Origin of the sequence: Sphingopyxis sp. H073 (assembly GCF_001468395.1) — a bacterium.
In the GTDB taxonomy this organism is placed as follows: domain Bacteria; phylum Pseudomonadota; class Alphaproteobacteria; order Sphingomonadales; family Sphingomonadaceae; genus Sphingopyxis.
This window is the reverse complement of record NZ_LNSG01000001.1, coordinates 438,071-457,581: the sequence shown is the minus strand read 5'-3', so window position 1 is coordinate 457,581 and position 19,511 is coordinate 438,071. Positions and strand designations below refer to the sequence as shown.

The following is a 19,511-nucleotide window of genomic DNA, read 5'->3' as shown; positions in this document are numbered from 1 at the left end:
GGCCTTCGCCGGGATGACGAGAATAAGGCGGCAGCTTATGCATCACCTGCCCCCGGTAGTTTGTCGGCAAGCGCCGTCGTCGACAGGCGCATCGATTCCATGGCGCCCGCGAGCCCGCGAAGTTCCGCGAGCAGCGCGCGCCGTGCGGCGAGGCTGTCGGGGGTCGCGGTCTCGGCAAGGCCCATATGCCGCATCAATGACAGCCCGTTTTCAAAGAGCAGCTTGCCGATCGCGGCCTCGCTGCTGATCCGGCGGAGCAGATAGGCCTGCCGCCCTTCAACGAGCGCTGTGTCGAGCAGCGCCTTCGCATCGACCTCGTCGCCCGGCCGGGCGCGCGTCAGCAGCTCGGCGACGACCGAATAGGCCTCGGCGAACGGCAGCAGTATCGCGTGTCCGACGACGGGCTGGCAGCGGTGGATAAGCTGCGCGACGCCGCGGTCGCCGCTCGCGAGGCGGCGGTCCCAGACGGGGTCGATGCGCGCGAGTTCGGCCTCGATCGCGGCGCGATGCTCGTCGCGCGGGGGATAGAAGAATTCGAATTTGAACAGATCGCGCAGGCGGTCGATCTTTGCCCAGAAGGCTGCGGTCGCGTCGCCCTCGCCGCTTTCGCGCAGCTGGAACAGCGCCAGCTCGATCATCGCGCGATCGAGGAAATGATGCGCGATGATGTTGCGGTAATAGCTCGCCATCGGATGCTTGGCGGGGTCGATCGAATAGACATTCTCGCTGCCCGCCTCGTAGCGGGTGAGCAGACCGCTCTCGACGAGCGTGTCGACGGTGGCCGACAGCGCGGTGTCGTCGCGGCTTTCGAGCTCGCTGCTGAGACGGATGCCGCGCTCGCGCGCCCAGTCGGTGACCGCCGCAATCGCCGCGAGCAGTTCGGCCGCGGTCGCGCCGCGCGGGGCGAGGCCGAGCAGGATCAGACACATCACCGAGGTGACGGTCAGCGGCGTCACACGATTGGCCTCGACCGCGACCGCGAAGGCGATCTTCTCGAGCGCGCGCTTGTCGTCGGGGCCGGGGGCTTCGTCGATGATAACGGGATTGCCGATGTCGAGGCGGATGCGGCCCGAGGGCTCCTTGAGGCTCTTCATATAGCCGAGGAACCACGACAGGCTTTCGGGCTTCTTGTTCCGGCCGGTCTGCTCCGCGGCATATTCCTCGACGTCGCGGATCAGGTCGAAACTGGTGACGAAAGGGACGAAATGGACGTCGCGCGTCCCCGTCGCGTGCGCCGCGTCGAGGACATATTTCATCAGGCCATATTTGGGCGGCATCAGCTTGCCGAGGCGCGAGCGCGTCCCCTCGAACGCCCAGCTCAAGGGGAAGCGCTTGGCGAGCAGCCAGGCGATATAATGGCGCAGCACGAGCTTGTAGACCGGCTGGTCCTGAAAGCTGCGGCGGATGAAGATCATCCCCGAGCGTCGGAAGAATTCGCCCATCACCGCGAAGTCGAGGTTCGCGCCGCCGAAGCTGTGCAGCATCGGCATGTCGTTCTCGTAGGTCAGCCGGCTCGGCGTCGCGCCGTCGATATAGGTCTTGTGCGTGAAGAGGATCGCGGTCGGATGCTCGCGTAAAATACTACGTAATTTCAATAGCTCAGCAGCATCGACCTCCATTTCGGGCGCGTAGCCGCCGAACATCATGCGGTCGAGACGTGCGCGAAGATCGAGAAAAAGCGCCGACGGCCGCGCAATGACCTCCTTCATCAGCGGCCGCGCTTCGCGGTAAAGGTCGCCGACCGGACGCCCCGTCTTCTCCGCAAGATCGGCGAGCGCGGCGCGGAATTTCGGGCTGGTGCGCAGACCGTCGGCAACGAAGCGCGGCACCTTGTATCGTGTTCCCCGGATTCCGCGCTCGGCCACGTCGAGAGCGAGCGCCGCCTGCCGCGCGACGAAGCCCGCGAATTCGGGGCTGTCGGTTCCCTCGCCGTCGCCACCGCCGGTCTGGCGGCAGAAACGGTCGCGGAGCCTATCGAGCGTCGCGGCCTCGCCGACCAGGATCTGGGCGCGGCGCCGGTCGCGGAGCAGTATCAACCGCGCGCGCAGCGAGCCCGGATGGCGCGGGTCGCCGAAGATCAGGTGGCGGAGCTTGAGCGCCCGGTCGCGGTCGAAGCCCGGGATGCGCCAGGCGACGCGCAGCGGCACGACCTGCCGCGACGCCGCCCCGCCGAGCCGCGCGCGCAGCACGTCGACGGGCAGCGCATGATCGCCGTCCTCGATGTCGAGGCTCGCCCACTGCGGTTCGCTGTCGCCCGACGTCGAATGGATCCAGTCGAGCAAGATGCGCCGCTCGACCCCGTTGCGCGCGTCGATGATGTAGAGCCGGTCGGCCGCCTCCTCCGCCACGATTCCGGTGCGGGGCGTTCCGTCGGCCACCGCTCAATAAAGCTCCGCCACAGACCCGTTCGTGTCGAGCGAAGTCGAGACACCCCGATGGCGAGCGTCAAGCCGATGGGCATCTCGACTTCGCTCGATGCGAACGGAAAGGAGATAAACGCTCATCCCTTCGCCGCCTTTCCAGCCGCCTTTTTCCTGGAGGCAGGCTTCTTCTCGGCGGCCTTCTTCGGCTTGGTCTTTTCGGCCTTCGGCTTGGGCGGCGGGGCCTCGGCTGCAACCGATTCCGCCGCGCTTTCCTCCGGCTGGCCGAGCGTGCGCAGGAACATGTTCCGTACGTCGCGGACATGGTCGTTCAGCGTCTTGACGCTCCACTGCGACGTATCGACCGGCGGCAGCACGGTGACGCGCACCGTCGCTGGGCGCATCACGAACTCGTTCTTCGGCGCGACGTCGGTGGCGTTGTGAATCACGATCGGGACGATCGGCACCCCCGCCTGCATCGCGAGGTGGAACGCACCCTTCTTGAACGGCGCGAGCTTCGGGGTCAGCGTGCGCGTGCCCTCGGGGGAGATGCAGATCGACTTGCCCTCGTGGCGGATCGCATCGACCAGCGGTTCCATCGCCTTGATCGCGCTCTTGCCGTCGGCGCGGTCGACGAAGACGGTGCCGCCCCATTCCATCAGCTTGCCGAGGATCGGGATATCCCTGATCTCCTTCTTCCCCACCCCGCCCATGTCGCGGCGGATGAGCTTGGCGAGGATCATCACGTCCGCCTTGCTCTGGTGGTTGAAGATGAAAATGCACGGGCGCGACGACCAGAGATGGCGCTCGTCCTCGACCTCGAGCTCGACGCCGGTGATCGCGGTCGCGAAATCGCCGAACAGGCCGATCGAGAAATTCGCCGCCTCGCGCTGCGAGCGGGTGAGCGCCCAGATCGGAAGGCCAGCGGCGAAGGCACCGACGAGCGAGCCGGTCGCATAGATGGTGCGCGTATAGTCGATCCACGACGGCGTGCCCCGGCTTGCGAAACGCTGGACCGGCCAGCCCCGCTCGTCGGCGATGCCCTTGAGCTTCATGTTCGGGTTGAGCGGGCGCGGCTTGCCGACGCGCTCGAGCAGTTCGATATCGTCGTCGCTGTCCGAATAGAAAAAGCTCTGGTCGAGATCGAGGCCATATTCTGCGGCGAGTTCCTCCGCCGCGAGCACCTTGCCCTCGCCGAAGCAGAGCGGGCGGATGATTTCGCCGGTGAAGACGCCATCCTCGATCTCATAGGCCGAGCATTTGATGTCGGTGATGCCAAGGTCGCGCGCGGTCGGTTCGATCTGGTAGATCGTCGCCGACGAAATGATCGCGACACGGTGGCCCTTCGCCTGATGCGCCTCGATGATCGCGCGCGTCTCGGGATAGATTTTGCGCGCGATATGCTTCTTGTAGAGTTCCTCGCCGAACTCGACGAAGCTTTCCTCGTCGACGCCCTTCATGAATTTGGCGGCGGCGGACATCAGCCCCGAGAAACCGATCTGGCCGAGGCTGTGCTGCGCGACGACCTGCGCGGTCTCGGCAATCTCCTCCATCGACATTTCGCGGCGCTGGAATTTCTCGCGCAGCATCGCGGTCGCGGAGTAGCCCGAGATGATCGTTCCATCGAAATCGAAGAGCGCGGCAATATGCGATCCGGGTTCGGACGCGAGAACTTCTTCCAAATGCGGCTGCGGCCTCGGCACGCGCATCTCCCCACCAAACGGCTATGTTGCCGCTTTCCCCTGCACGATGGCAGTAAAGATGGCGTTTATCAATGGCGCGAAAGCGTCGATGCCTCGCGAGCAAGTGCCTCGATCCGGGCCGGGTCGAGCGGCCCCGACGGGACGATCCAGCTACCGCCGACGCAGAGTACCGCATCGAGCGCGAGCCATTCGGGTGCGGTCGCGGCGCTGATCCCGCCGGTGGGACAGAAGCGCGCGGTTCCGAAGGGTCCGGCGAGCGCCTTGAGCGCCGGGATGCCGCCGCTCGTTGCCGCGGGGAAGAATTTGAAGCGCGAGAGGCCAAGGTCCATGCCGCGCATGATGTCGCCGGCGTTGGCGGTGCCGGGCAGGAAGGGAATGCCGCTTGCGACCGCAGCCTTGCCGAGAGTGTCGGTGAGGCCCGGCGAGACGATGAATTCTGCGCCCGCGTGGATCGCACTGTTCAGCATCGCGGGGTCGAGCACGGTGCCCGCACCGACGAACGCGCCTTTCACCGCCTTCATAGCCGTCAGTGCGTCGAGCGCGGCGGCGGTGCGCAAGGTCACCTCGAGTACCGGCAATCCGCCCGCGACGAGCGCTTCGGCCATCGGCACCGCATCTTCGACCCGGTCGATCACGATCACCGGGATGACGGGGGCGAGGCGCATGATCTGGTCGATCGACTGGCTCAAATGACGGACTCCATGGCAGCAAGGATGGCCGACCCGCCCTTTTCGGCTTCGTCGGCATGATGGCGGAACAGGGCAAACAGCTCGCGGCCGACGCCGAGAGCGGGCGGCGGGGCGGCGGCGGGGGTGCGTGCGGCCCAGGTGGCGGGATCGACGAGCGCGAGCACCTCGCCGTTGCGGGCGCAGACGCGGACGATGTCGCCATCCTTCAGATATGCGAGCGGACCGCTGATGCCATCAACGCCCGGCAGCGCTTCGGGCGAGAGGTGGATCACCGCAGGCACCTTGCCACTCGCGCCCGACATGCGCCCGTCGGTGAGCAGCGCGACGCGGTACCCCTTGTCCTGCAGCACGCCGAGCGCCGGGGTCAGCTTGTGCAATTCGGGCATGCCGTTGGCGCGCGGCCCCTGGAAGCGGACGACGACGACGACATCGCGGTCGAGCTCGCCCGCCTTGAACGCGGTCAGCACCTGATTCTGGTCGTCGAAGATGCGGCACGGCGCCTCGATCGTCCAGCGATCCTCGGCCACCGCGCTCGTCTTGATGATCGCGCGCCCGAGATTGCCCGCGAGCAGCCGCATCCCGCCGTCGGGCGAGAAAGGCGCCGAAACGGGGCGCAGCATCGTATCGTCGCGGCTCTCGACAGGGGCGGCCTGCCAGTGAAGTTCGTCGTTCACAAGCACGGGCTCGGCGGCATAGTCGGCCATCGTCCCGCCGACGGTCAGCACATCGCCATGGAGCAAGCCCGCCCCGAGCAATTCGCGCACGACATAGCCGATCCCGCCGGCGGCGTGGAAATTGTTCACGTCGCCCGCGCCGTTCGGATACACGCGCGCGAGCAGCGGTACTGCGTGGCTCAATTCGTCGAAATCCTGCCAGTCGATGATGATCCCCGCTGCGCGCGCAATGGCGGGCAGGTGGATCGCATGATTGGTCGAGCCGCCGGTGGCGAGCAGGCCGATCGCGGCGTTGACGATCGCCTTTTCGTCGATGCAGCGCGCCAGCGGCCGGTAATCGTCGCCGTCCCAGCCAATCTCGGCGATCCGGTGCGTCGCGGCGCGTGTCAGTTCCTGACGGAGCTTGGTGCCGGGGTTGGTGAAGGCGCTGCCGGGGATATGCAGCCCCATCAGCTCCATCATCATCTGGTTGCTGTTCGCGGTGCCGTAGAAGGTGCAGGTGCCGGCGCCATGATAGCTCGCCGCCTCAGCCTCCAGTAGCTCGTCGCGGCTCGCCTTGCCCTCGGCATAGAGCTGGCGGACGCGCTGTTTTTCCTTGTTCGCAAGGCCCGAGGGCATCGGTCCGGCGGGAATCAGGATTTGCGGCAGGTGGCCGAAGCGCAAAGCGCCGATGAGGAGGCCGGGGACGATCTTGTCGCAGATGCCGAGCAGCAGCGCGCCCTCGAACATTGCATGGCTGAGCGCGATTGCGGTGCCCTGCGCGATATTGTCGCGGCTGAAGAGCGACAGGTCCATGCCCGCCTGCCCCTGCGTCACGCCGTCGCACATCGCGGGAACGCCGCCCGCGACCTGCGCGGTGACGCCGACCTCGCGCGCGAAGAGTTTGATCTGCTCGGGATAGCGGCCATAGGGCTGATGCGCCGAGAGCATGTCGTTATAGGCGGTGACGATGCCGATGTTCATCGCGGCGCCCGCGCGGATGATGGGCTTGTCGTCGCCCGCGGCGGCGAAACCGTGGGCGAGGTTGCCGCAGGAGAGGCTGCCGCGGTTCGTCCCCGCTTCGCGCTGTCGCTCCATCAGCTCGAGATAGGCTGCGCGGCGGGGTTTGCTGCGCTCTATGATGCGGTCGGTGACCTGGACGATGGTTGGGTGGAGATCAGTCATATATTTCCTAGTCGCCCCCGCGAAGGCGGGGGCCGCTATAGGCACAGCGCAAGGTTGCCAGCGGCCCCCGCCTTCGCGGGGGCGACGTGTATGCCTCAGTCATGCCAACTCGCTCCGTCGCGCTCGATCAGCGCGATTGCACTCGACGGCCCCCAGCTTCCCGCCGTGTAATTCTGCGGCGCCATGTCGACCGCCGCCCAGGCATCACGGATCGAATCGATCCACTGCCACTGCGCCTCGACCTCGTCGCGGCGCACGAAGAGGGTCTGGTCGCCCTCGATGAAATCGAGCAGCAAGCGTTCGTATGCGATGCGGCGGCGCTCGCCCTCGAAGCTGTGCGAGAGCGACACGTCGAGCGTGACCTCTTTGAGCTTCACGCCGTCGCGGTCGAGCCCCGGCTGCTTCGCCATCACCTTGACCCGGATATTTTCTTCGGGCTGCAGATTGATGATCATGCTGTTGGCGTCGAGCTTGCCCGCGCCCACGCGCGCGAAGATATTGTGCGGCACCGGCTTGAACTGGATCAGCACCTCCGACTTGCGCTGCGGCATCCGTTTGCCGGTGCGCAGGTAAAAAGGCACGCCCTTCCAGCGCCAATTGTCGATGAAAGCCTTGATCGCGACGAAGGTTTCGGTGTTCGACGGATGCCCGAGTTCGTCGGCATAGCCCGCGACCGCGGCGCCGTTCACCGCCCCGCTCGTGTACTGGCCCTTCACGCTGTGTGCCTTGACATCCTCGGCATTCAGCTTCCGCAAGGAACGCAGCAGCTTGACCTTTTCGTCGCGCACCGCGGTCGACGACACGCTCGACGGCGGCTCCATCGCGATGATCGCGAGCAGCTGGAGCATATGGTTCTGGACCATATCCTTGAGCGCGCCGACCCCGTCATAATAGGAGACCCGGCCTTCGAGCCCGACGGTCTCGGCGACGGTGATCTGGACATGATCGATCGCCTGCGCGTTCCACAGCGGTTCGAAGAGCATGTTCGCGAAGCGCAGCGCGAGAAGGTTCTGGACCGTTTCCTTGCCGAGATAATGGTCGATGCGGAATACATGGTCCTCGGCGAAGGCGTCGCCGACCTGTTCATTCACCTCGCGCGAGGAGGCGAGATCGTGGCCGATCGGCTTTTCCATCGCGATACGGCATTCGGCGCAAGCGATGCCCGCAGCTTTCAGCCCCTGCGCGATGGGACCGAACATCGACGGCGGGGTCGAGAGATAGGCACCGATCGTCCGGCCGAGCCGGTCGCCGAGCTGCGCCGCGAGCGCGTCATAACCGGTCCCCGCACCGGCATCGACCGAACAATAATCGATGCGCTCGAGGAAACTCGCGACGTGACCGTCATCGAGCCGGTCGGCGGGAAGATGGTCGACCAGCGCTTCGCGTACCATCGCATGACAGCCGCTACGCTCCATCTGCGACCGGCCCGAGGCGATGATCGTCAACTCGTCGGCAAGCAGCCCGTCGACGTGAAGGTTATAGAGCGAGGGAAAGAGCATCCGCTGCGCAAGGTCGCCCGTTGCGCCGAACAGGATCAGGGTCTCGACTTTCACGCTCACTTGGGTCCCCTTGGATAGCTTTTCAGAATTGGAGGATGCCCCCAGCGAATGCAACGCGCATACGTAAGCCGCATACGATGTCTGCGCTTGGCAAAATCGCCACACTTGCCTTAGGGAGCGGCCATGCCCGACAGCGCCCTCCCCTATGATGTCATCGTCGTCGGCGGCGGTGTCAATGGCGCGGGGGTCGCGCGCGACGCCGCGGGGCGCGGCGCACGCGTGCTGCTGCTCGAAGCGGGCGACCTCGCGCGCGGTACCTCGTCGGCCTCGACCAAGCTGATCCACGGCGGGCTGCGCTATCTCGAACATTATGAATTCGGACTGGTGCGCGAGGCGCTGAAGGAACGCGAAATCCTGTGGAGCATCGCGCCGCACATCATTTGGCCGCTGCGCTTCGTCCTGCCCTATCGCGAGGGGCTGCGCCCGCGCTGGCTGCTGCGGCTCGGCCTGTTCCTCTACGACCATATCGGCGGACGCAAGAAGCTGCCCGCGACGCGTTCGGTCGATCTGCGGCGCCATGTCGCCGGCGAACCGTTGCAATCGCAATATGTGAAGGCCTTCGAATATTCGGACGGCTGGGTCGACGATGCGCGGCTGGTGCTGCTCAACGCACGCGATGCCGCCGATCGCGGTGCGCGGGTCAAGACGCACACCCGCGCCGACCTGATGCGCGTCGAGGACGGGCTGTGGGTGGTCGAGGCGAGCGACGATCGCGGGCACAGCTATCGCTTCACGGGCAAGAGCCTTGTCAATGCAGCGGGCCCGGCGGTCCTCGACGTGCTCGGCCGCGCCTCGGCACCGCCCGACTACAAGATGCGGCTGGTGCGCGGGTCGCACATCGTCGTGCGCCGGAAGTTCGAGCACGACTATGCCTATTTCTTCCAGCTTCCCGACGGGCGCATCTTCTTCGCGATTCCCTATGAGCGCGATTTCACATTGATCGGCACCACTGACCAGGACCATGACGGCGCGCTCGCCGATATTCACGCAAGCGCCGACGAGATCGAATATCTCTGCGAGGGCGCGAGCCAATATTTCGAAGTGCCCGTCGTCCCGACCGATGTGGTCTGGAGCTATTCGGGGGTGCGGCCGCTGATCGAGGACGGGTCGGGCAAGCCCGAGGCGGCAACGCGCGGCTACCGGATCGACCTCGACACCGACGAGGGCGCGCCTTTGCTCACCATTTATGGGGGCAAGATCACCAGCTGCCGCCATGTCGCCGAACATGCGGTCGACAAGCTCGCGGAGCATTTGGGCGTGCTGTCGGGCAAACGCTGGACCGCGAAGGCGCCGCTGCCGGGCGGAACCTTCCCGACCAGCGGCGCCGCTGCGTTGCGGGCCCGCTACAAGCTCGCCCACCCCTTCCTGTCCTCGGCGACCGTCGACCGGATCGTCAAGGCCTATGGCACCGACGCGGCCCAATGGCTCGGCAAGGCCGAGGATTGGGACGCGCTCGGCGGCGAGATCGCCCACGGCCTCAGCGCCGCCGAGGTCGAGTGGATGATGACCCACGAATGGGCGCGCGACGTCGACGATATCCTCTGGCGGCGCAGCAAGCTGGGGCTGCTGTTCAACGAGGCGGAGGTGGCGAAGCTGGCCGCCTGGCTGGAGGCCAAGCGGCCGCTCTCGCAGCCGGCCTAGGCCGCCACCAGCGCCAGTGCGTCGGCGCCCGCCGGGAAGTGTGACCTGCCGCTCGTGTCATGCACCGCCGCCCACACCGCTTCGGCGACATCGCCCTCGGTCGTGAACAGCGCCGGTTCGGCCATTCCGGCGAGGATCGGCGCGGCATAGCTGCCATAGGGTTCGGGCAGCACATCCTCGAGCTTGATGTCGGTGTTCGCCGCGAACGCGGTCGTCGGGCCGTAGCCCGGCTCGACGAGCTTCACCGACATGCCGAGTGGCGCGAGTTCATGGGCGAGGCTGCCGGTGAATCCCTGGATCGCGGTCTTGCTGCCTGTGTAGGCTGCCGCGAGCGGGAACGGCGCGAGCGTCGCCGACGACGTCACGTTGATGATCGTCCCCGAGCCCCGTTCGCGCATCTGTGGGATCACCGCCTGCGTCATCGCGATCGTGCCGAGCGTGTTCGTCGCATAGACGTCGCGGATCTTCGCCATCGGCGAATGCTCGAGCGCGCCGAACAGGCCGATGCCGGCATTGTTGACGAGCACGTCGATAGGTCCCGCAAGCTCGATCGCCAACGCGATGCTGTCGACGTCGGTGACGTCGAGCGCCAGGACGCGGAGACGGTCGGACGTGTCGAAGAGGTCGAGACGCGGGGTGCGCATCGTAGCGACAACATTCCAGTCCCTGGCAAGGAAGTGGCGGGCGGTTTCGAGGCCGTAGCCCGACGAGCTGCCGGTGATCAGGATGGTTTTCATCTTTCGTCCTTTCAGATGGCGATGAAAAGCATCTAGTCAGCGCCATCCAGACTATCTATAATATGCAATCCATATTTCATTATAGATCGTCCTGATATGCTCGACCCCTTGTCCGATCTCATCGCGCTGCTACGCCCGAGTACGGTCTTTTCCAAAGGGATCAGCGGCGCGGGCCGCTGGGCGGTGCGCTATTCGGCGTTCGGGCATCCGAGTTTCTGCACCGTGCTCGAAGGATCGTGCCGCCTCGCGGTCGACGGCGCGGAACCGATCACGCTCGAAGCGGGCGATTTCGTTCTGCTGCCCGCGACTCCCGGCTTCACCCACTCGGGCTTCGAACCCGTCGAGCCGGCAACCTTCGACCCTCATGCGAGCATCGGCGTGACCGGCGAGGTGCGCCACGGGCGGCAGGACGGGCCGCCCGACGTACGGATGCTCGGCGGCTATTTCCTGTTCGCATCGCCCGACGCCGGGATGCTGGTGTCGCAGCTTCCGGGGATCATCCATTTGCGCAGCGCCGAACGGCTTTCGGCGCTCGTCCAGATGGTGCGCGACGAAACCGGCGAGGAGCGGCCGGGACGCGACCTTGTGCTCGCGCGGCTGGTCGAAGTGCTGCTGGTCGAGGCGTTGCGCGCGGTCGGCAGCGACGATGCACCGCCGGGATTGCTGCGCGGGCTGGCCGATGCGCGGCTGGCCGGCGCGATCCGCTGTATCCATGAAGAACCCGCGCGGCCGTGGACCGTCGCGGCGCTGGCGAAGGAAGCGGCGCTGTCGCGTTCGGCATTCTTCGACCGCTTCGCACGCATCGTCGGGGTGCCGCCGATGGAATATGTTCAGGGCTGGCGGATGAGCATGGCCAAGGACATGCTGCGCCGCCGCGCGGGCAAGCTCGACGTGATTGCCGAACGCGTGGGTTATGGGTCGGCGAGCGCGTTCAGCACGGCGTTCACGCGGCAGGTCGGGATGCCGCCGAAACGTTATGCGATGATGGCGGGTTAGCCGGATTTGCGCGCGGGCTTCTTCGGCTTGCGCGCCGCTTCCTCGCGCAGCCGGTTCTCGCGCTCGGCCAGTTCCTCGAAACGGCAGCGCGGGATCGGGGCGGGTGGGTTCTTCTTTTCGGCCATTACAACCTCGTCTCCCTCGAACGAGCCAGGTGGCTCGTGAGACTTGATCCGGGGCCCACGCGACATTGCGCCGCAAATGGATGCCGGATCAAGTCCGGCATGACGATAAAAGAAAATCCTCCCTGTGCCGTAGGCATGGGGAGGTGGCAGCGCGAAGCGCTGACGGAGGGGCCATTACGCGACGTACGCCCCTCCACCACTCGCCTTGCGAGCGGTCCCCCTCCCCATGGCTTCGCCACAGGGAGGATTTATCAGGCCGCCTCGGCTTCGGCTTCCACCGGCAGGCGGATCATGTAGTCGAACGCCGACAGCGCCGCCTTCGACCCCTCGCCCATCGCGATGACGATCTGCTTGTAGGGCACGGTCGTGCAGTCGCCCGCGGCGAAGATGCCGGGCTGGCTCGTCTCACCGCGATGGTCGACCTCGATCTCGCCGTGGCGCGAGAGGGTGACGCTGTCTTTCAGCCATTCGGTGTTGGGGACGAGGCCGATCTGAACGAACACGCCTTCGAGTTCGACCTGGTGCAGTTCGTCCTTGTTGCGGTCCTTGTAGCTGAGGCCCGTGACCTTCTCGCCGTCGCCGAGCACTTCGGTAGTAAGCGCCGAGGTGATGATCTTGACGTTCGGCAGGCTCGCAAGCTTGCGCTGGAGCACCGCGTCGGCGCGAAGCTGGCTGTCGAACTCGATCAGCGTGACGTGCGCGACCAACCCTGCGAGGTCGATCGCCGCCTCGACGCCGCTGTTGCCGCCGCCGATCACCGCGACGCGCTTGCCCTTGTAGAGCGGGCCGTCGCAGTGCGGGCAGTAAGCCACCCCCTTGTTGCGATACTGGTCCTCGCCCGGCACGCCGAGCTGGCGCCAGCGCGCGCCGGTCGAGAGGATGACGGTGCGCGCCTTAACCGACGCGCCGCTCGCGAGCCTGATCTCGTGGAGGCCGCCCTCGGTCTTCGCGGGGATCAGCTTTTCGGCGCGCTGCAGGTTCATGATGTCGACGTCATAGTCTTTCACATGCTGTTCGAGCTGCGCGACGAGCTTCGGGCCTTCGGTGTGCTGGACCGAGATGAAATTCTCGATTCCCATCGTGTCGAGCACCTGCCCGCCAAAGCGTTCGGCGGCGAGCCCGACGCGGATGCCCTTGCGCGCGGCATAAATGGCGGCCGCAGCGCCCGCGGGACCACCGCCGACGACGAGCACGTCGAATGCGTCCTTCGCCGCGATCTTCTCGGCGGCCTTCGCTTCCGCGCCGCTGTCGAGCTTCGCGATTATCTGTTCGAGCTCCATGCGGCCCTGCCCGAAGGTTTCGCCGTTGAGGAAGATCGTCGGCACCGCCATGATCTTGCGCTCCTCGACCTCGGCCTGGAACAGCCCGCCGTCGATCGCGGTGTGGGTGATGCGCGGGTTGACGACGCTCATCAGATTGAGCGCCTGCACGATGTCGGGGCAATTCTGGCACGACAGCGAGAAATAGGTTTCGAAGTGGAAGTCGCCGTCGAGCGCGGCGACCTGCTCGAGAACCTCGGGCGCGACCTTCGGCGGGTGGCCGCCGACCTGCAGCAGCGCGAGGACGAGCGAGGTGAATTCATGCCCCATCGGGATGCCGGCGAAGCGCACCGCGACGTTAGCGTCGCTAGCGCGGCGGATCAGGAAGCTGGGGCGGCGCGCATCGTCGTCCGACTGCGTTACGCTGACCATGTCCGAGAGCGCGGCGATGTCGTCGAGCAGGGTCGCCAGCTCGGCCGACTTGGCATCGTCGCCGAGCGACGAGATAAGTTCGATCGGTTCACGAAGGTTCGTGAGGAGGCCTTGAAGCTGCTGCTTCAGATTGGCGTCGAGCATGGGGAGAGCTCCTGTTCGATTAGAAAATCCGTGTGCACCCGCGAAGGCGGGTGCCCATCCCCGGACGGTGCAAAATAGAGCCGGCCGGAGATGGGCCCCTGCTTTCGCAGAGGCCCACCGGGTTTTGTTATTTAGATCTTGCCGACGAGATCGAGCGAGGGCGCAAGCGTTTCGGCGCCCTCTTCCCACTTCGCGGGGCAGACTTCGCCCGGGTGGCTGACCCAATACTGCAGCGCCTTGATCTTGCGCAGCAGTTCGGCGGCGTTGCGGCCCACACCTTCGGGGGTGATTTCGAGCAGCTGGATTTCGCCATTGGGGTCGAGCACGAAGGTGCCGCGGTCGGCGAGGCCGACGCCTTCGCGCAGCACCTCGAAATTCTTCGACAGATTGTGGTTCTGGTCGCCGACCATGTAGTAGTTGATTTTGCCGATTGCCGGCGAGGTGTCGTGCCAGGCCTTGTGGCTGAAATGCGTGTCGGTCGACACGGCATAAACCTCGACATCCATCTTCTGGAGCGTCGGGTAGATGTCGGCGAGATCTTCGAGTTCGGTCGGGCAGACGAAGGTGAAGTCGGCAGGGTAGAAGAAGAAGACCGCCCACTTGCCCTTCACGCTCTCGTCGCTGATGTCGACGAACTTACCGTCCTTGTAAGCGGTGGCTTTGAATGGCTTCAGGGTCGTGTTCAAAACGGACATTAGGGAGAGCTCCTTTGTTGTTGGAGGCTCCCCCTAGCCATGTTTGCTGCAGTGCGAAAAGCGAAAATATCGTGAGCTTTGATCGAAAATATCGATCACGGAGCGATTGTGATGCGGTGGCGGCGACGGCGCCCGTCGATGTCGGAGAAATTCCGACACGGCCCCCTCCACCGTCGCGGCTGCCCCGAATCGGGATAAAAGCGGCGGAATTGCGTTAGACCCTTTGTGACAGCATCGTGATACCTGTCCCCGAATGGACCAGATTCGCGATTCGATCTATTATGAGCAGCTTGCGCGGGTCGCGCGGCTGAAGGCGAACGCATCCGACGATCCCTTCCTCGCGCGCCGCCTGCGCGAGGCCGCGGTCAAGCACGAGCAGAAGGCGCGCAAGCTGAAGCGGGCAGAGCAGGCGACCGAATAGTCACGCGAAAATGGCGCGCCGCAACCAGCGAAGATGAGCCAGAGCGTTTCGCTACCGCGCCCTAGATTGCGCCTCGCGCTCGGGCGCCACCATTGGGATGTCGGCTTGGGGGTGGTTTCCAGCCTTTCAATTCTCGTCATGCTGAACTTGTTTCAACATCCATGGCCGGGCATCCGGCGCCGCGCCCAAGGAAACGACAGACCATGGACCCTGAAACAAGTTCAGGGTGACGATGAAAGATAGGTCAGCTTCCTGTCGATAGCCGCCGCGCGCCTCAGCCCAGCGCGGCGGCGAGCCGTTGACGTAGCGCGATCAGGGCTTCGACCGGGATGCCGTCGCCAGCCGCTGCCGGCGCGACGGGAATGGCAACGGTCGGCGAAATCGGTTCGGCGCGCACTGCCCCGCCCGTCTCCGACAGCGCCTTGCGCGCGCCCTCGACGGTAAAGCCCTTCTCGTGCAACAGATGATGGATGCGCTCGGCAAGCGCGACGTCCTCTGCGCGGTAATAGCGCCGCCGTCCCGACCGCTGGAGCGGGCGAAGCTGCGGGAAGCGCGTTTCCCAATAGCGGAGCACATGCGTCGGAACGCCAATGCGGTCGGCGAGTTCGCCGATGGCAAGCATCGCACCCGATGCCTTGCCAGCGGTTTCGGTCTCGAAATCAGCCATAGGCGGCGCCCGGGTTATTTGCCGGCAACGCGCGCACGCATCGTCTGGCTGGCGCGGAAGGTCATCACCCGCCGCGGCAGGATCGGCACCTCGATGCCGGTCTTGGGATTGCGGCCGATCCGCTGCGCCTTGTCGCGCAGAACGAAGGTGCCGAAGCCCGAAATCTTCACATTCTGTCCGCCCGCCAGCGCATCCGACATGTGATCGAGAATCGATTCGACGATCGCGGCCGATTCGTTGCGCGACAGGCCGATCTGCTGGTTTATCTTCGCCGCGATGTCCGCCCGCGTAAGTGTCCCGGCTGTCATGATGTTCCCTTCCCCTCCTGAAGCAGATGCAAACAAAGGTTCCCGGAAGGCCCCCACCATCACGAGTCCCGGACGCATATGTAACAAAAGCGAATAAATCCGCCAAACTGAAATGGATGGAGCGAAGAGTTGATGCGACGGGCGTGTTCCGAAGCCCGACTCGCCCGTCGGGTGCCGTCAGACGCGCAGGATCGCCGCGCCCCAGGTAAAGCCGCCACCCATCGCTTCGAGGACGACAAGGTCGCCGCGCTTGATCCGCCCGTCGCGCACCGCAAGGTCGAGCGCGAGCGGAACCGAAGCCGCGGAGGTGTTCGCATGTTGATCGACGGTCAGCACCACGCGCTCGGCAGGAAGGCCGAGTTTCTTCGCGGTCGCATCGATGATCCGCTTGTTCGCCTGGTGCGGGACGACCCAGTCGATGTCGTGCGCCGAGAGTCCGACATCCTCCAGCACCTCGCCCAGCACAGCGGCGAGGTTGGTGACGGCATGGCGGAATACCTCGCGGCCCTGCATCCGGACGTGGCCAACGGTGCCCGTGGTCGACGGACCGCCGTCGACATAGAGCATGTCGGTATATTTGCCCTCCGCGTGGAGGCGCGTCGCCAATATGCCGCGATCGTCCTCGACGTCCTCGGCCGAGAGCACGACCGCGCCCGCGCCGTCGCCGAACAACACGCAGGTCGTGCGATCCTCCCAGTCGAGGATGCGGCTGAAGGTTTCGCTGCCGATGACGAGCGCATGTTTCGCGGCGCCGGTCCGCAGCATCGAGTCGGCGACCGATACGGCGTAGAGGAAGCCCGAGCAGACCGCGGCGACGTCGAAAGCGATGCAGTCGGGCGCGCCGAGGATCGCCTGCACCTTCGTGGCGCTCGCCGGGAAGGTGTTGTCGGGGGTCGCGGTTGCAACAATGATGAGGCCGATGTCCGCGGGCTGGAGCCCGGCGGCCGCCAGCGCCTGCTTCGCCGCGTCGGCGCCGAGCGTCGCGGTCGTCTCGTCGGGTTCGGCGATATGGCGAAAGCGGATGCCGGTGCGCTCGACGATCCATTCGTCGCTGGTGTCGACGCGCTTCGCCAGTTCTTCGTTCGAAACGCGGGTACGCGGCAAAGCCGAGCCGGTGCCGGCCAGAATGGCGCGAAGCGTCATGCCGCGTCGCCGCTGCGGAAATTCGCGAGATCCTCGGTCACCTGACGCGTAATATCCTTCTCGATCAGTTCGGCGCAGAGGTGGACGCAATTCGCAACGCCCTTCGCGTCGGCGCTGCCGTGGCTCTTGAGCACGACGCCATTGAGGCCGAGGAACACGGCGCCATTGTGGTTGTTCGGATCAAGGTGATGACGCAGCAACTCGGTCGCCGGGCGCGAGATCAGGAAGCCGATCTTCGAGCGCGTCGACGAGGTGAAGGCGCGGCGCAGGAGGTCGGTGACGAAGCGCGCCGTCCCCTCGATCGTCTTCAGCGCGATATTGCCCGAGAAACCATCGTGGACGATGACGTCGACGTCGCCGCGCGACAGCTTGTCGCCCTCGATGAAGCCGGTGAACTGCATCGGCAGCCCGTGGGCCTCGCGCAGCAGCGCTGCGGCATCGCGGATCTCGTCGGTGCCCTTGAGCTCCTCGGTACCGATGTTGAGCAGCGCTACGCGCGGGCGTTCGAGCCCCATCGCGGTACGCGCGTAGGCAGCGCCCATGACCGCGAACTGCACAAGATTATTGGCGTCGCATTCGGTGTTCGCGCCCAGGTCGAGCATGACGACGTCGTTGTCGCCAAGCGTCGGGAGCAGCGCCGCGAGCGCAGGGCGGTCGATCCCCGGCATCGTACGCAGCGCGAGCTTGGCCATCGCCATCAGCGCGCCGGTATTACCCGCCGACACCGCGCCACCGGCGTCGCCGCGCTTCACCGCGTCGATCGCGAGCCCCATCGAGGTGCTCTTCGCCTTGCGGATCGCCTGGCTGGGCTTGTCCTCGCCGGTCACGACACCATCGGTGTGGATGATATCCGACGCGGCGCGCAGGTTCGGGTGGTTTTCGAGCGCGGCCTTGATCTGTCCCTCGTCGCCGACGAGGATAAAGCGCAGGCCATCGTGCTTGTGGCGCGCCATAGCGGCGCCGGCGAGCATCATGCGCACGCCGACGTCACCGCCCATCGCATCGATCGCGATTCGCGGTGTGAGGCTCATCCGAACGCTCTCCGGCTAGGTCTTAGGCGCCAGCCACCACTTCGCGGCCATTGTAGTGACCGCAGGCGTTGCAAAGATTGTGCGGGCGCTTCAGCTCGCCGCAGTTCGGGCATTCCTGAAAGGCTTCGACCTTCAGGCTGTCGTGGCTACGACGCATACCGCGCTTCGAGGGCGAGGTTTTTCGCTTGGGAACGGCCATTTTATATCCTGCATTCTGAACTGTTTATACGAATCGGCGAACCCGGACATGTCGCCCCCGTTGCCGGGAATGACTGGCCCGCCCGCCGTGCGAGGGTCGTTTCCGCCTGATAAGAGACAGAAAAACGTCCGCCGGAGGGTGCCTCAACGCCTGTTGGTGTCGGGTGCCGGATCGGGCGCGGCTATAGCGTTTTTGCCCGCAAAGGCAACCCCCGAGGCGATACGGGATCAAGACCCTTTCTTCGTCACTCTCGAACGAGACGCGCGGCTCGGGCGACTTGATCCGGGGTCCGTGCCCTCAGCGCCGCCGTGGATCCCGGATCGGGTCCGGGATGACGAAGCGATACAGGCGCCCCTTGCCCTCCCCCGCCCGCGATGCCACAGCTTCGTCACCGCCGGAATACCGGCCAACGACAAGGGGGGAAGCCATCATGATTATCTTGCCGATCAGCCTGACGATCGCCGCGGGGGCGGCCTTGCTCAACCTGTGGCTCAGCGTCCGCGTGGGACGCGTGCGGACCAAGGAAAAGGTCTTTATCGGCGACGGGGGCAACGACGCGCTCACGCGCCGGATGCGGGCGCACAGCAATTTCGTCGAAAACACCGCCTTCGTGCTGATTCTGCTCGCGCTGGTCGAACTCGGCGTCGGCTCGTCGATGTGGCTGTGGGGCGTCGGCGCGCTTTATCTGGTGGGCCGCATTCTTCACGCGCTCGGGATGGACGGCATGATGTGGGGCCGCATGGCTGGAACGGTGATCACGATGCTGACACAGCTCGGCCTCGCGATCACGGCGCTCGCGATCGTCTATCTGACCCCTACCAGCGTCACCGCGACGAAGATCGTCGAAACCGAAGTCGCTGCGCCGAAATAGACGGGTCTAGCCTGCCGTCCCCATAGCCATGTCGCTTACATAAGGATTGGTACGCCGCTCCTGCGCGAAGCTGCTGTGCGCGCCATGGCCGGGCAGGAAGATGGTGTCGCCGCCGAGCGGCCACAGCTTTTTGGTGATCGAATCGAGCAGTTGCTGATGATTGCCGCGCGGAAAGTCGGTGCGGCCGATCGAGCCCTGGAACAGCACGTCGCCGACGATCGCGAGCTTCGACGGGCGGTGATAGAAGACGACATGGCCCGGCGTGTGGCCGGGGCAATGGATGACGTCGATCTCGAGATTGCCGACGGTCACCTTGTCGCCGTCGACCAGCCAGCGGTCGGGCTCGAACGGCTCGCCCTCCATGCCGAAGCGTTCGCCCGCGGTCGCCAGGCCCTCGATCCAGAAGCGGTCGTCCTCATGCGGCCCCTCGACCGGCACGCCAAGCTCCTTCGCGAACACACCGGCCTGCCCGCAATGGTCCATATGGCCGTGGGTGACGAGGATCTTCTCGATCTCGACTCCCGTCTGGCGGATCGCCTCGCGCAGCTTGGGCAGATCGCCGCCGGGATCGACGAGCGCGCCCTTGTTGGTTTCGGTGCACCAGAGCAGGGTGCAATTCTGCTGGAAAGCGGTGACCGGGACGATGGCGGCCTTGAGCGGAGGATTGGGAGCATTCATGTCCCCGATGTGGGG

Annotated in this window: 19 protein-coding genes; 4 read left to right on the top strand and 15 right to left on the bottom strand. The window is 65.5% G+C overall.

What is annotated here, in order from left to right:
- Positions 1-35: 35 nt before the first annotated feature.
- The 5 genes from ATE64_RS02325 to zwf all read right to left on the bottom strand — a co-directional run bounded on the left by ATE64_RS02325 (position 36) and on the right by zwf (position 8,089).
- Positions 36-2,378, bottom strand: coding sequence for a glycerol-3-phosphate 1-O-acyltransferase (locus ATE64_RS02325; protein ID WP_058454527.1), 2,343 nt, complete (start codon positions 2,376-2,378; stop codon positions 36-38).
- Between the two features lie 122 nt (positions 2,379-2,500).
- On the bottom strand, positions 2,501-4,069 hold the full coding sequence (locus ATE64_RS02320; RefSeq protein WP_058454528.1) for an HAD-IB family hydrolase: 1,569 nt from the start codon (positions 4,067-4,069) through the stop codon (positions 2,501-2,503).
- Between the two features lie 62 nt (positions 4,070-4,131).
- Entirely contained in the window at positions 4,132-4,752 is a 621-nt protein-coding gene (gene eda / locus ATE64_RS02315) for a bifunctional 4-hydroxy-2-oxoglutarate aldolase/2-dehydro-3-deoxy-phosphogluconate aldolase (protein ID WP_058454529.1), read from the bottom strand.
- The gene (gene edd, locus ATE64_RS02310) at positions 4,749-6,590 is read right to left on the bottom strand and encodes a phosphogluconate dehydratase (protein WP_058454530.1); all 1,842 of its coding nucleotides are present in this window, start codon (positions 6,588-6,590) and stop codon (positions 4,749-4,751) included. The genes eda and edd overlap by 4 nt, the downstream gene beginning before the upstream one ends.
- A 95-nt stretch (positions 6,591-6,685) precedes the next feature.
- Positions 6,686-8,089: a glucose-6-phosphate dehydrogenase gene (gene zwf / locus ATE64_RS02305; protein WP_058454696.1), complete on the bottom strand. Its 1,404-nt coding sequence runs from the start codon at positions 8,087-8,089 to the stop codon at positions 6,686-6,688.
- A 183-nt stretch (positions 8,090-8,272) separates the two neighbouring features.
- On the opposite strand from zwf, the gene glpD reads away from it, so the two are divergent.
- Entirely contained in the window at positions 8,273-9,790 is a 1,518-nt protein-coding gene (glpD, locus tag ATE64_RS02300) for a glycerol-3-phosphate dehydrogenase (RefSeq protein ID WP_058454531.1), read from the top strand.
- On the opposite strand, the gene ATE64_RS02295 is transcribed toward glpD, so the two are convergent.
- Positions 9,787-10,527 carry an SDR family oxidoreductase gene (locus ATE64_RS02295; RefSeq protein ID WP_058454532.1) on the bottom strand — a complete coding sequence of 247 codons (741 nt, stop codon included), beginning with the start codon at positions 10,525-10,527 and terminating at the stop codon, positions 9,787-9,789. The two genes, glpD and ATE64_RS02295, sit on opposite strands and share 4 nt — an antisense overlap.
- 96 nt (positions 10,528-10,623) lie before the next feature.
- Here ATE64_RS02295 and ATE64_RS02290 point away from each other — a divergent pair, with 96 nt between their 5' ends.
- Positions 10,624-11,523 carry an AraC family transcriptional regulator gene (locus ATE64_RS02290; protein WP_058454533.1) on the top strand — a complete coding sequence of 300 codons (900 nt, stop codon included), beginning with the start codon at positions 10,624-10,626 and terminating at the stop codon, positions 11,521-11,523.
- Here ATE64_RS02290 and ATE64_RS22305 read toward each other — a convergent pair.
- From ATE64_RS22305 to ahpC, 3 genes are all read right to left on the bottom strand, one after another.
- Positions 11,520-11,648: a hypothetical protein gene (locus ATE64_RS22305; protein WP_269433189.1), complete on the bottom strand. Its 129-nt coding sequence runs from the start codon at positions 11,646-11,648 to the stop codon at positions 11,520-11,522. The two genes, ATE64_RS02290 and ATE64_RS22305, sit on opposite strands and share 4 nt — an antisense overlap.
- A gap of 251 nt (positions 11,649-11,899) precedes the next feature.
- Positions 11,900-13,483, bottom strand: coding sequence for an alkyl hydroperoxide reductase subunit F (gene ahpF / locus ATE64_RS02285; RefSeq protein WP_058454534.1), 1,584 nt, complete (start codon positions 13,481-13,483; stop codon positions 11,900-11,902).
- Between the two features lie 131 nt (positions 13,484-13,614).
- Entirely contained in the window at positions 13,615-14,178 is a 564-nt protein-coding gene (gene ahpC, locus ATE64_RS02280; RefSeq protein ID WP_058454535.1) for an alkyl hydroperoxide reductase subunit C, read from the bottom strand.
- A gap of 253 nt (positions 14,179-14,431) precedes the next feature.
- Here ahpC and ATE64_RS21920 point away from each other — a divergent pair, with 253 nt between their 5' ends.
- Positions 14,432-14,599 (top strand): hypothetical protein, encoded by a 168-nt coding sequence (locus ATE64_RS21920; RefSeq protein ID WP_167541730.1) that lies wholly within the window; start codon positions 14,432-14,434, stop codon positions 14,597-14,599.
- Positions 14,600-14,873: 274 nt separating this feature from the next.
- On the opposite strand, the gene ATE64_RS02275 is transcribed toward ATE64_RS21920, so the two are convergent.
- The 5 genes from ATE64_RS02275 to rpmF form a co-directional block, all read right to left on the bottom strand.
- Entirely contained in the window at positions 14,874-15,266 is a 393-nt protein-coding gene (locus ATE64_RS02275) for a MerR family transcriptional regulator (protein ID WP_058454536.1), read from the bottom strand.
- Between the two features lie 14 nt (positions 15,267-15,280).
- Complete coding sequence (locus ATE64_RS02270; RefSeq protein ID WP_058454537.1) at positions 15,281-15,574, bottom strand: integration host factor subunit alpha; 294 nt, start codon at positions 15,572-15,574, stop codon at positions 15,281-15,283.
- Between the two features lie 177 nt (positions 15,575-15,751).
- Entirely contained in the window at positions 15,752-16,717 is a 966-nt protein-coding gene (locus ATE64_RS02265; RefSeq protein ID WP_058454538.1) for a beta-ketoacyl-ACP synthase III, read from the bottom strand.
- On the bottom strand, positions 16,714-17,748 hold the full coding sequence (gene plsX, locus ATE64_RS02260; protein WP_058454539.1) for a phosphate acyltransferase PlsX: 1,035 nt from the start codon (positions 17,746-17,748) through the stop codon (positions 16,714-16,716). The genes ATE64_RS02265 and plsX overlap by 4 nt, the downstream gene beginning before the upstream one ends.
- 22 nt (positions 17,749-17,770) lie before the next feature.
- Entirely contained in the window at positions 17,771-17,947 is a 177-nt protein-coding gene (gene rpmF / locus ATE64_RS02255; RefSeq protein ID WP_053553947.1) for a 50S ribosomal protein L32, read from the bottom strand.
- 430 nt (positions 17,948-18,377) lie between these two features.
- Here rpmF and ATE64_RS02250 point away from each other — a divergent pair, with 430 nt between their 5' ends.
- Positions 18,378-18,818 carry an MAPEG family protein gene (locus ATE64_RS02250; protein WP_082657542.1) on the top strand — a complete coding sequence of 147 codons (441 nt, stop codon included), beginning with the start codon at positions 18,378-18,380 and terminating at the stop codon, positions 18,816-18,818.
- A gap of 6 nt (positions 18,819-18,824) precedes the next feature.
- Here the strand turns inward: ATE64_RS02250 and ATE64_RS02245 are convergent, their stop codons facing one another.
- Positions 18,825-19,496, bottom strand: coding sequence for an MBL fold metallo-hydrolase (locus ATE64_RS02245; protein ID WP_058454540.1), 672 nt, complete (start codon positions 19,494-19,496; stop codon positions 18,825-18,827).
- Positions 19,497-19,511: the final 15 nt, after the last annotated feature.